The organism is Parabacteroides sp. TM07-1AC (assembly GCF_003480915.1).
GTDB lineage: Bacteria > Bacteroidota > Bacteroidia > Bacteroidales > Tannerellaceae > Parabacteroides > Parabacteroides chongii.
Genome location: NZ_QUKD01000008.1, coordinates 103,365 through 116,816, shown reverse-complemented (window position 1 = coordinate 116,816; position 13,452 = coordinate 103,365). Strand labels below are relative to the sequence as shown.

7 protein-coding genes are annotated in these 13,452 nt (G+C 40.2%); 5 read left to right on the top strand and 2 right to left on the bottom strand.

The window, feature by feature from the left end; genetic code table 11:
- The first annotated feature begins 32 nt into the window (after positions 1-32).
- Positions 33-689, top strand: a complete 657-nt coding sequence (locus tag DXD68_RS16170) for an HU family DNA-binding protein (RefSeq protein ID WP_122362560.1) — start codon at positions 33-35, stop codon at positions 687-689.
- Positions 690-787: 98 nt separating this feature from the next.
- On the opposite strand, the gene DXD68_RS16165 is transcribed toward DXD68_RS16170, so the two are convergent.
- Both DXD68_RS16165 and DXD68_RS16160 read right to left on the bottom strand, forming a co-directional pair.
- Positions 788-2,698: a SusD/RagB family nutrient-binding outer membrane lipoprotein gene (locus DXD68_RS16165; RefSeq protein WP_122362709.1), complete on the bottom strand. Its 1,911-nt coding sequence runs from the start codon at positions 2,696-2,698 to the stop codon at positions 788-790.
- Between the two features lie 19 nt (positions 2,699-2,717).
- Positions 2,718-6,140 (bottom strand): SusC/RagA family TonB-linked outer membrane protein, encoded by a 3,423-nt coding sequence (locus DXD68_RS16160; RefSeq protein ID WP_122362559.1) that lies wholly within the window; start codon positions 6,138-6,140, stop codon positions 2,718-2,720.
- A gap of 694 nt (positions 6,141-6,834) precedes the next feature.
- Here DXD68_RS16160 and DXD68_RS16155 point away from each other — a divergent pair.
- The 4 genes from DXD68_RS16155 to DXD68_RS16140 all read left to right on the top strand — a co-directional run bounded on the left by DXD68_RS16155 (position 6,835) and on the right by DXD68_RS16140 (position 13,328).
- Positions 6,835-10,197 (top strand): SusC/RagA family TonB-linked outer membrane protein, encoded by a 3,363-nt coding sequence (locus tag DXD68_RS16155; RefSeq protein ID WP_122362558.1) that lies wholly within the window; start codon positions 6,835-6,837, stop codon positions 10,195-10,197.
- 13 nt (positions 10,198-10,210) lie between these two features.
- Positions 10,211-11,989: a SusD/RagB family nutrient-binding outer membrane lipoprotein gene (locus DXD68_RS16150; protein WP_122362557.1), complete on the top strand. Its 1,779-nt coding sequence runs from the start codon at positions 10,211-10,213 to the stop codon at positions 11,987-11,989.
- Positions 11,990-12,125: 136 nt separating this feature from the next.
- On the top strand, positions 12,126-12,548 hold the full coding sequence (locus tag DXD68_RS16145) for a hypothetical protein (RefSeq protein ID WP_122362556.1): 423 nt from the start codon (positions 12,126-12,128) through the stop codon (positions 12,546-12,548).
- 108 nt (positions 12,549-12,656) lie between these two features.
- Positions 12,657-13,328, top strand: a complete 672-nt coding sequence (locus DXD68_RS16140; RefSeq protein ID WP_122362555.1) for a hypothetical protein — start codon at positions 12,657-12,659, stop codon at positions 13,326-13,328.
- The last annotated feature ends 124 nt before the right edge of the window (positions 13,329-13,452 follow it).

Below are 13,452 nucleotides of genomic sequence, written 5' to 3'. Positions count from 1 at the left end.
GTATATAGTACGAATGATAAAAGTTCACTAGTATGACAGCAGTTTACAAAATGGAGAAGAACCCGCCGAAAAAGGGTTCAGGGAAAAAAGTCGTATTGCATCCTCGTATAATACCTTGGGATACAGTGAGTACGGATCATTTGATCAAGGAGGCTTCTTCACGTTCCACCTATACCGGAGGGGACCTGAAGGGGGCGGTCCGGCTGATCGCCGATCTGTTGAAGGAAAAATTGAAGGAGGGGTATAATGTCAATCTCGACGGGATCGGTTATTTCAGTGTCTCCCTTCAATCGCGTCCGGTTGAAGACAAGAAAGAGCTACGCAGTGAATCGGTACATTTCAAGAATGTGAATTTCCGTTGTTGTGCTCAGTTGAAGTGGGAGTTGAAGACGATGCATCTGGAGCGTTACCGGGAACCTAAAAAGACCGACTTCTCACTGGAGGAGAAGGAGAGACGATTGTTACACTATTTGGAACGTCATGCTTATATCACGACCCTGGCATATCAGGGATTGAATGGCTGCACGCAATATATGGCGCGGAAAGAACTCCGACAATTTGTGGCTGACGGTGTTCTGATAGAGGACGGGACCCGACGGATGTGCATCTATACCCGGCGACCGGAGCCGGTGGAACTGCCGGATACGCTGGTGGTGGAGTCGAATATAGGAGAGGAAGAAAACCGGTGAAGCATAAAAGAAAAGGTGACGCCGTCCCGACAAGACAGCGTCACCTTTCTATAGATTGAATATCGGACTGTTTCTGTTATCCAAGAAACAGGTGAACCTTATTCTTTCGGACCTTCTCCCCATTGAGGAGCTCCCTTGTCTTGCCATACACGTTCGGCATTCAAAGTCGGACCGTTCGGACCGGCAGCGGTAGGAGTGAAGCCCTGGCGCTGGAATGCTTCTACTTTGTTTTTATACATCAAGTCTGTTTCCAGAGGAAGGTCTGTATCCAGTCGGCGAGGAATATTTGTCACCGGTACCAATGAAAAGTTTTCACGTGAAATCAGATTCGATCCGAATTTGGGTAAACCTGAACGACGAGCTGTTACGTACAGTTCATCCGGATAAAGCGTATAATTCAGCATTTGCTGGATATACACTTTTTCTAATTGTTCTGCAGCACTTCCTGTCAGTTTATAATCTTCATTCTCCATCATGGTATCGATTTCGCCGTCTTTCAGTTCAATGGAGACTTCATGCGGGTCGTAATCGTAGGTTGTACCATAATAAGCAATCTGGTTCAGTTCAGCCAGTTTATCATATTCTTCTACAGAGAATCTGACACCACGGTTGTAATAATATTCGGCAGATTGAGGCAGGTTCGCACCTAACAGTTTAAATTCAGCCAGGAACAAGTTTGCTTCGGCGGCACCGAAGTATAAGCCATACCAGGGACGGTCCTCTTTTCTTTCGATAACCGGTCCGCCCGGAGGTGTCGGCATGGTAAAGTTATAGTTACGACCGATAACCATCTGACGCTGGAACATAGAATAAGGCGTATAATATTTACTAGCCGTACCGCCTTCTTCTGTCAGTCTGAAACGTGTTTCAGGCTTGAAGTAATCTCCGTATAAAGCAGCATTGTCCTGTGCGTTGAATTCTACCGGTATACCGTAGTAACGAACCCAGGGTTCACCCATGCCTTTCCATTTTACGAATGTTTTCTTGCCGTTTGCATCTGTCGTATATTCAACATTCTTTTCTACATAAGACGGAATTTCTCTTTTCTGATCGTAGAAAGCTTGTATAATCATGGAGTTCCATTCATTTTTGCTATAGCAGAAACGAACGCGGGGGTCTTTGTTTTCAAGCATGAAATCGAGTACGCGCTGACTACCGGCAGTTGATTCCAGGAAGCCGTTACTCCAGTGATAAACATAGTCGTTAGAGCTTGTATTCGTCATAGCCTTGTTGAACAACATCGCGTCATTGGCACTGTCGATATAGCCGCAGGAAGCAGATGTAACCTGTTGTGCTATTTCCAATGCACGTGATTTATTCTGTGAGATCAGGCGGGATGCAATACGAAGTTTCAGTGTGTTGGCCAACTTAGCCCATTTGGCAACATCTCCGTTGAAGACTACATCCTGTGTTGATAACTCGATCTGATTGGTCGCTGTTGTCAGTGTATTGATGGCTGCATCCAGCTGAGTCAGCCACAGGTCGTACAAACTTTCGATGGTGTCGTAAGCCGGTGTCAATGTACCTCCGTGAATGGCCCTTGCTGCTTCAGTAAAGGGGGTATCTCCATACATATCTGTATCGAAAATGCCTAAATAAGCAGTCAGGACATCCAGGCAGGCGGCGATGTTTGCATATTTAGCGGCATCTTCTTCACTCAGCGTTGAACGGTAGTGCTCCAGGTCGCGTACGTATTTCAGTGTTTCCAAATACTGTGTACCCTGTTGTCCGGTCGCAGTCGTTGTTGTAAAGGTAGAAGTGAATCCGTTGGTCGGTGTTGCCATCTGTGCCCATGAATACATCATCGGGGCGTTATAGAACCAATATAAATATCCGGATGGCTCAAACTTCAACACTGCCTGGGCAAACAGGTAGGTCGGTTCTGCTGTCGTAACCTGTGACGGGCTTGAGTTGATATCCGCAAAATCATCCCGGCAGCTACTTGTGAGTGCGGTTACCCCCATCAAAGCAGCAACCAATATTTTTTTTGAATTATTTATCTTTTTCATATTCTTATTACCTTGTATTTTAGAAACCAACATTTAATGTAAACATATAGCTGGCTGTCAGACCACTGAAAGAACGAACACGGAATTCAGAAGCAGAAGTACCACGTACGGATTCCGGATTCGATTTGTTTGGCATTGAGTTCAGCAAATAACCTAAGTTACGTCCGGTAAATGAAAGGCTCAGATTCTTAGCATGGAACTTTTCACAGAAAGTTTTCGGGACACGATAGCTTAACGACAATTCACGCAGGGCGATATAGTTCAGTTTTTTATACCAACTGTCGTTAATTGTACCTTGCGACCATCCGTTAGAGAAGAAATGCCATGCAGAACCATGTTGCGGGTCTACCAAGCCTTTGTCATACAAAGCCTGATAAGTTTCACCTCCGTCAGCAACCGTATATGTCGTACCATCGGGTAACGGCAGAGAAGTTCCGCCTTCAACCAAACCGACCGGGATCAAACCGTCATGGTAAGTTTGTCCGTCCCAGATAGAGGTATAAGTCATACCGCCATGTTCTGAGTCACGCCATTTCAAAGATGTTTCCGTCATACCGTATGCCGTACCGTAACGGTCACCGTAAGAAGCGATATAACCACCGAAACGCATATCGAACGAAGCACTGAGGCTCCAGTCTTTATATCTCAAAGTAGTGTTGACCGAACCTAAGAAGTCCGGAACCAGTGAGCCGATAATTTCGGCAGTACCCGAACGTTTGTAATACATGGCATGCATAGCTCCATATTGAGTCGTGGCGTCCAGTATCGGTAAGCCTGTCGCTTTGTCTACTTTCGGTTTCGAGTCGGTCATCAACAGACCGTAAGATTCACCTACTTTAGCAACAGAACCGATACGGAAGTTACCTCCGCTCACCTGTCCGTCTAAGGTGATATAGTCAGCTACATTTTCATGCAGTTCTACGATTTTACTCGTATTCTTCGTATAGGTGAAATTCAAATCCCACTGCCAGTCATCGTTTTGGTAGGGTGTTGTGTTCAATGCGATTTCTATACCTTTATTCTGGATGTTACCGGCATTGATCAATTGCTGACTGATACCTGATACATAAGGTACGTCGATTGTCATGATCTGATCTTTCGTGTTTTCCTTATAATAGGTCAGGTCAAGACCGATGCGGTTGTTTATAAAACGCCAGTCCAAACCGATTTCCCAGGCGTTTTTACGTTCCGGTTTCAGATCTTGAGAATAAGCTTTTGTCGGTAATTCCAATGCATAAATATTGGATCCGTTCGCCGTTGTAGATGTGTTTAGCGAATAAGCGGAGTTGATAATATAAGCTTCCGTATCATTACCTACCTGTGCCCATGAACCACGTACTTTAGCGAAAGATACCCATTCCGGTAACTGATCCCGGAATGTAGAGGAAATCAGCCAGGATCCGTTTACTGACGGATAGAAATAAGAATAATTACCATGTGTGTCTGAATAAACCAATGAAGACGACCAGTCATTACGTCCGGTTACATCGACGAATACCTGATCTCTCCAGCTGGCACTGGCCTGGAAAGCAACCGACAGCATTCGTTTTTCATACTGTACTTTACCTGAATATGAAATCTGGTTAATGGAGTTTTCGATGAAATACTGATTGGGGATAACCAGGCCGCCATTAGTATTCATACTCATGGTCTGTTCGAAGTTGTTATAATATTCACCTCGTAAGAAACCACCGAAATTCCAATCTCCGACTTGTTTATTTACGGTAAACATAGCATTGAAATTGGTCTGTTCTTTATTATATAAACCTAATGCATAGTAACCGGTTTTCGTATTGGCGTATCCTGTACCCGGTTGTTTGCTTTCGTGCCGTTTGTAATAATAGTTGTAGTTTCCTTCGGCACGGAACTTTAACCAGTCCAAAATATCTACATTCAGGATTAATCCCGGACGGACAGAGGTTTCTTTTTGGCTGTATTCATTTTCAAAAATGTTCCACCATAATCCGATACCAGGGATATTGGCATATTCATCCCCATAAGCAGAGCTGGCCAGACCACCGTGTGAACCTTTATAACGGGTTCTCCAGTGACGGGTGTCATACAAACCGCCGAACGGACCTAAGTTTGTATCTACAAAATATTCACCGATATTAGGCTGTGCATTTTTCGGATTTGAGTTGGCGAAATTGATGGATGCTTCCAATTCGACCTTGTTGGTGATTTTGTGGGAAGCTTTTGCCATGAAAGACAAACGTTGGAAGCTATTGTTCGGTAATGTTCCGTTTGCATATTTGTAAGAAAGGGAGGTGTAGAAAGAGGTCTTTTCGTTTGAACCGCTGACAGAGATATTCGTATTCGAGTTTACTCCCAGGTCGTAGGCATCTTTCATATTGTTCTTATACGGACTGTAGACGCCCATAGAACCATCCCACATTTCGATTGCTGAACCGTCATATTTCGGTCCCCAGTGACGTCCGCTGGCACCGATCAAGGTATGCTGTCCTGCGCTGTTCAGCATGAACTGGCCGATGTTGTCCCATTTATAGTAATTACCAGAGCCGTCTGTCTGGCCGTAAGAAACGTTACCAGCATATTGTCCCGGTCCGTATTCATACTGCAGATTCGGTTGTTTATACATATGGTCGATACCGACAGTCTGAGAGAAATTGATACCCAGACCATTCATGCCTTTACCGCTTTTTGTCGTAATAACGACAGCACCGTTCAGACCGCGTGAACCGTAAAGAGCGGTTGCAGCAGCCCCCTTCAATACAGAGATGGATTCGAAATCGTCCGGATTCAAGTTTTTCAGTTCGTTACCATAGTCGGCGTCGGTCGTAGAATATTCAGGATCTCCGTCTTTAATTCCGTTATCCAGGATGACACCGTCTACGACGTATATAGGCTGGTTGTTCGCTCCTAATGTAGAAGCACCGCGAATCAAAATTTTGGAAGAACCGAACATACCACCATCAGAGCCGGAGATTTCCACACCTGCTACCTTCCCTTGCAAAGCGGATACCGGGTTGATGACATTCTTGTTCAAGTCGTCGCCTTTCATTTCTGTCATGGCGTATCCCAAAGCTTTCGTCGAACGTTTCATACCTAAAGCCGTCACAACGACTTCGTCCAGCTTCTGAGTGTCTTCTGCTAATTTAATCTGCAGAGATGCTTGTCCTGTATACTGAATTTCCTGAGTGGCATATCCTATAAAAGAGACCTGGATGATATCACCATTGTTTACTCCCTCCAATGTAAAATTACCGTCCATGTCGGTAATGTTACCGTTGGTTGTTCCTTTCACTACGACAGACGCTCCGGCAACAGGACCGAATTCATCTTCAACTGTTCCTGTGACTTTCCCGTTTTGCTGGGAAAAATTCACTTCCGGCCTAACTGGTGTTGTCTCTGCGTATGTTTTAGGTAAACATAACGCTCCGGCAAACAAAATTAAGCTAACTGGTTTAAAGTTTTTCAACATAATTGATGGTTTTTAAAATACTCCAGTGCTATTTGGCGTAAAAAGCACTTTTGAACATAATTTGATATAAGACCCCAGAGGCTTTATTGTTGAACGCCTGGATGATTTGGCGTTTTGTGGCGTTCGTAGTACTAAAAGAACTAAGGTTATTGGAGTTTATAGTGAAAAAATGAATACAAGGACTGAATAAATTTTAGGATTTATTGATAATCATGGAGAATTAAACGGTTGCGTGCTGTCTTTCCTTGTAATAGTATTAAAATCTATCCCTCATATTTGTTTTGAGGATAGAATTGTTTTTTATCCATTTTGAGGATAAAATAGAGCTACTTTATAAATGTTAAGAAAGAAATGTAAGATTGTTTTAATGCGGCATTCCGGTAAATTTATATTAACATATGAGCCATGATTCAACTGTTCTATTAACTTAATTACGATGGATTATTGTTAGCCAATGTGTTAAAAACGTAATCTCATGATAATTTCTTGACGAAAAATAACACTGTGTAATAATTATTTCATATATTTGTCGCGGATATAAAATGTACAGAGTTCTTTTAGAACTAAGGTTAACGCCAACTAAAATACACACTAGTTTCTAAATCATAGTTGCAGTTTATATCCAAGGAGATTAGAACAGACCATTGTTTCGCCAAAGCAGTGTCTATTTTATGTTCAAATAAAACCATCAATTATGTTGAAAAACTTTAAGCCTGTGGGCTTATTGCTGTTAGCCGGAACACTAGGTATCCCCGGATATGTGTCTGCGGATACGGTTGCAGCAATGCCAAAAACCAGTATTTCCCAACAGAATGGGAAAGTGACGGGAGTAGTTGAAGATGAATTCGGTCCTGTTGCCGGAGCATCTGTCGTAGTGAAAGGTACAACTAATGGATCGATTACCGATATGGACGGTAACTTTACATTGGAAGGTGTGAAGAGCGGTGACGTTATTCAGATTTCTTTTATAGGTTACGCAACCCAGGAAATCAAATACACAGGTCAACCTGCTTTACAAGTGAAACTTGCGGAAGATACTCAAAAGTTGGATGAGGTTGTTGTAACAGCTTTGGGTATCAAACGCGAAAAGAAAGCGCTGGGTTATTCTGTAAGTAGCGTAAAAGGTGAAGAACTGACTGAAGCCGGTACGCCGATGAATGCTATGCAGGCTTTGTATGGTAAAACTTCAGGTTTGCAACTGCAAACTACTGCATCTGGTCCTTCCGGTGGTATGAATATTAAGATTCGTAATGCGGCATCGTTGAATGAAGGATCTACTACTCGTCCGTTGATCGTAGTAGATGGCATTCCAATTCATGATGAAAACACGAAAATGACTAGCAACAGTCGTGATGGTGGTGACCATGGTACTGGTCTAAACGATATCAATCCAGAAGATATTGCTTCGATCGAAATTTTGAAAGGTGCAAAAGCAGCTGTATTGTATGGATCAGAAGGTGCTAATGGTGTTATGTTGATTACCACAAAAACTGGAAGTAAGAAGGGATTAGGTATAGACTTTGGTGTGAACTATACTTGGAACATGTCGGCCTATTATCCAGAATACCAGAATGAATTTGGTACAGGTTCTAGTGCAGGTTCTGCTCGTATTGCCAATTTGTCTAAAGATGGCTTTTATATGATGCAGGATCCGACAACTGGTAATATGGTAGAATCTTTATGGAAAGGTGCCTCTGCTAACTTTGGTCCGCGTTTGGATGGTCGCAACTTGTTATGGTTTGACGATACTTATCGTCCTTATGTCGCTCAGGAAAATAACTTGACGGATATGTTCCGTACTGGTCATCAGTCAAATGTCAATTTTGCTCTTAGTAATAGTGGTGATCTTGGTAGTTTTCGTTTGTCCTATAATTATCGTGACTATGCTGCAACCTCTGTAGGAGCAACGAATGATGCGCATTCTTTCAACTTTGCAGGAGATTTAAAAGCCAACGATTTTATAAAACTGAAAGCTAATACTTCTTTTTCTACTACAAAAGATCATAATGCTCCTTATCAGATTGGAGATATGGTTACGTATGGTGTGCCGCGTGAATTGGATGTAAATCTGATTCGTGATCTGTTAATGACAGAAGAAGGTTATAACAGATTTTCTGTTGACCGTTCCATGGGAGATCGTTATCGTGCTACTCAGTATATAGGAAATTATTATTGGTCACAGTTGGTAAACTCTAACGATTATAGACGTAACCATTTGATCCAGTCTTTGAATATGGATGTTACTTTTAATGACAATTTCTCTTGGACTACATTGGGTGGTATGGATTATACTATTGTGGATCATGAAATTAAACAGCATGTAACTCAACCGTTAACTCAGGAAAGTAAACAAGGGTATTATGGTATTCAGAGCATTCGTAATACAACTTATTATGCACAGACTGCCTTTAATTACAATCAGACTTTCAATGAAAAATGGGATTTGAGTGTGATGCTGGGTGGTGCTGTAAAACAAAACCTAATGGAAAATCAGAATCAATATGTAATGGAAAATTTTGCATTGGAAAACTGGTTTTCTTTGAAAAACACAAGGGAAGACTTTGGTCCGCGTGGTTCTCGTGAGCGTGGAAAAGATTTGTTATTAAGTGTGTATGGATCTGCTCAGTTGGCTTACGATAATCAATTGTATTTGGAAGTTCAGGCACGTAATGACTGGTCATCTATTCTACCTCCGGAAAACAATCATTATTTTTATCCAGGTGTAAGTGCTTCTTGGATCTTTACTGAAACTTTCGATATTCCGACAATGACTTTTGGTAAGGTTCGTGCTTCTTGGGCTGATGTAGGTCGGCCGGGTCCACGTTATTTTGGTAACGTAGCTTTCTCTGTGGGTTCCTACGGTGGTGTTCCGACTATGAGCATGGGTAATTTCTTACCGCCTGCTGATTTTGCTGGTTCTACGGGAGGTTTCCCTGTTCCAAACTTGAAACCGGAACGTAAACGTGAGTATGAAATAGGTTTTGAAACATCCTTCTTGCAAGGAAATCGAATCAGTGTGGATTTCTCTTATTTCCATAATAATACGTACGATCAGATTATTAAATTATCAGTACCTACTTCTTCCGGCGTTGAATATGCTTATATGAATGCTGGTGATATTGCTCAGAACGGTGTGGAATTATCAGTGAATACAAAGCCTATCATGACTAAAGATTGGACATGGGAATTAGGTTTCAATCTTTCTAATTATACTACAAAGATCAATGAATTAGGTGGCGGAATCAATCAGTTGACAATTTGGAAGGAAACAGGGGCACAAGTTATGGCTCCAGTAGGTGGTCAATATGGTGAAATCTGGATTCGTCCATATAAAACGGATGAGCAAGGAAATCGAATTGTAAATCAGAGTACTGGTGTTTGGGAATTTGATCAAACAAAATATAAGAAGGTAGGAAAAATTACTCCGGATATCATAGGGGGTATCAATACAAGTATTTCTTATAAAGATTTTTCTCTGAGTGCTGTGTTCGACTTCCAGTTTGGTGCAACTATGATTTCACAGACAAATATGTACTTGCTTGGTAATGGTTCTGGAAAAGAATCTTTGAAATATCGTGACGAAGCTCGTGGCGGTCTTCCTTACTATATGAACACTAATGGTGATCGTATTTTGTTAGATAGCCATAATGCTGCTGTTCCGGCAGATTCTTATTATCCTTTCATCTTACATGATGGTGTGATCACTCCTGGTGTTACTCCTGATGGTAAAAAGAATGAAATGTTAATTCCTGCAGAACAATATTATAGCCAACTATATTGGCAGTCTGGTAGCGCAATGTCTGAGGATAAGATGTACAAGAGTGATTACATTAGCTTGCGTTCACTTTCTTTTAGCTATAATTTGCCAAAGAACTTGATTAGTCGATTCAAACTTCAGAATGCTCGTTTGAGTCTCTTTGCAAATAATTTGTGCTATATCTATAAAGATGTGCCTAATGTAACTCCGGAATCATCAATGGGTACTAGCTCATATACGGAGCAGTCTATCACTCCGGGACTTCGTAGTGTCGGCTTGGGTCTTAATGTATCATTCTAATAGTTTATAGAAAATGAAAAAGATAACAAAATATATTGCTTGCCTGGCTTTAGGCACATTGACAGCTGGATCTATCTCTTCTTGCGCGGATGATTTGCGTGAAGATTTTAACGATCCGGATCAGATGACAGAGCCTCAGTTTAATTTATTCTTTTCTTCGGCATTAACACAAGGTCATTTGTTCCGTATGGAATACGGTCCTACATACCATTACATGATTGGCTTTAGTCGAATGTTAGGTTTGTGTAGCCGTCCGGACTTTTTGGATGCGAGTCAAAATAATTCGATATCTCAGCCTTGGTTAGGCTGGTCAGGTGTGGAATTCAATAAGGTGATTTTTAATAAGACTGCTGTGGATTACAGTAAGAACTTGAATGCCATGGACTTGATGTTTGCAGAGATGTCAGAAGAAGATCGGGAACGAAATATGGAATATGTTTATTGTCGGAACATAGTAAGTGCATATGCTTATCAACGTTGTACTGACTTGTATGATGATATTCCTTATTTTGGTGCAGGTGGTGCTTTTCATGGTGAATTTTATGTAGAGTATGATACGCAGGAAGAAATCTACGATGACATTATGACAAAGCTGAAAGAGGCTGTTAACGGATTATCTGTATTTGAATTTCAAACAGAAATGGATCAGAGTCAGTTTAAAGCGGCTGATATCCTTTGTAAAGGAGATATTGATCAATGGATTCGCTTAGCTAATTCTTTACGTTTACGTATGGCGATGCGTTTATGTCATGTGAAACCGGATGTAGCACAGGCTACAATCCGTGAACTGATTAACGATAACCGTATGATTACTGAATATGAATATAATATCGGCTTTGAAGAGCAAGATAAAACACATGCTTTTGAGGTTACTTTCTATCGTGGCATTGAAGAACGTGCAAATGAATGTATTGCTCCGGAGACGATGATTCAAGGTATCATGAATTACAAATATCAACCTGGTGATGAAAATGGTATTGCTGCGGATCGACATGATTTTGATCCTCGTTTGTATGCTATGTTCCAGCCGGATAGACATGGACGTTATATAGGTCTGCCAATGCATATGGCTGATACTGTTAAATTACATGAATATTACACAGATCAGGAAATTTATGATCTTTTCCAGTATGATGACTATAGCGATAGTCCTTGGTCTCCTACACGATTAGTAACAATGTACAATCGTCGGACTTATTTTAATTTCGATATGGCATTCCCTGTAATTCATGCTCCGGAAGTTCATCTATTATTGGCTGAAGCTGCAGTTCGTTGGCCGGGTGTTTTTAGCGATATAAATCCGGCAGAACATATTAAACAAGCTATTGATATTTCTACTCGTTTCTATTATGATTCGAATATAAATAATAAATATAATGCAGCGACAATTCCAGCTTTGCAGTATTTGAAAGCAAGTGCAGAAGCACCTCGTTTGGATGAGGCTCACTTGGCTGATTATTGTGAGTTTGTGGCTAATAAGTTTAATACATTATCTTCTGCACAAGAGAAGTATAAATTTATTTTCGACCAGAAATTCTTGGATATGAATATAATGAATCCATACGAAATTTATAATGAAGCGCGTCGTTTGGTTAAGGATTTAAATGGAGAACTTCCAATTATTCCGTTGGCCAATATAGTCTTTATGGATCGTTTCTATTATCCGGATAGTGAAGGTCAAGAAAATTCTGAGAACTTCCAGGAAGTAGCTCATAAGAATAATCATACCACTCCAGTATGGTGGGCTGATAGAACTACTACAGCTGTGAATACGAATGGTGATGCTTTGTAATTAAGTATTAAGTTTCAATATATAAAGGCGTTTCAGTGTAAATTGAAACGCCTTTTTGTTAAAAAAACATACAATTTAGTAGATTGTATGATAAATAATACTTATCTTGTGTGCACAAACTTAAAAAGGTATTATTATGAAACATCTAGTATTATTATTATTTGTAGCATTTTTATGTAATGTAAATAATGCTTTTGCTTCTGAAATGGAAAATACTCCTTCTAATGAAAACAATACTACTTGGATTGTTTCATTATCTTCGGAAAATCATGTTGATTATAGAATTTCGAATATAAGTTATTCGTATGATTCATATGGATATGTGGAAAAGGTAAATTTTACTGTGTCATGGCAATATACAGGTCCGTTAACGAACCCACAGGTTGTATATATAGTTAATATTAAATCTGGTTATTTTGACAATGATTTGGGAAGTTTTCAAGATTCTGCAATAGGAAAACCTTCTGGAACTAAGGAATATTCTATTAAATTAAAAAGTCCCCATAGTAGTAGTGATATTTATCTTTCTATATATGGTTCAGATGGAGGATTTGATTGAAAAATTTTATAAGAGGGTGCATCACACCCTCTTATAAGTTTAGCAAATAACTAAATTTATAGTATCTGTTAAGTTTTAGACGAATCCCCTTGAACTATCATATATAGAATGAAGAAAGTGAATTCTTTGCTGAAAGGAAGTTTTATCTTGTTTTTGTTTCCTTTCATTTTGGGAGCACAGAAGATTTTAGAAAAACAGTCGGGTATTTTTTTGTTTGACCAGTTTGCTGATGGAAAGATTTTACTGACTGATAAACGCTGTATAGAAACCCAATTCAACTATAATTGTGAAAAGCAGGAATTATATTACAAAGACGGTAATGAATATCAAATGATGTATAATACATCTAATATCGATACTCTTTATATACAAAATCGGAAGTTTGTTCCAAGTCGTGAAGGTGCCAGTTTTTTTGAATGTATTCCTGTAGGAGAGGATATATTACTAGTTGATTGGAAAGTAAAATTGCATTACAAAGGTAAGCGCGGTGCGATGGGGGTTGTTACCCAATCCGGAGGTCAGGCTTCGGTGGATGTGGCATTAATGCAGAATAAAGGTCTTAGTTTTCCCACTAACAGTGTATATAAAAAGGACTATCAAAATACCTATCGGACCTGTCTGGATGGACAGCAAGTATCTTTCAGTAACCTAAAATCATTCTTAAAACTCTATCCCGATACTCATCGGAAAGCCATCCGTCAGCTGGTAAAAGAGCAATCTATTCATTTTGATGATCCATGGCAAGTAGCTAAATTGATAGTTCTTTGTCAGACTATGTAGGAAGAAGGTTCTTTCTTCTTTATTTTCACAAATCCATTACAAGTATTTGTGATTAAAAATAAAAAAAAGTTATGCTCTGATTGAATAACCAATAAAAAAGAGTTCTCAACCTCCTTTTGATTTA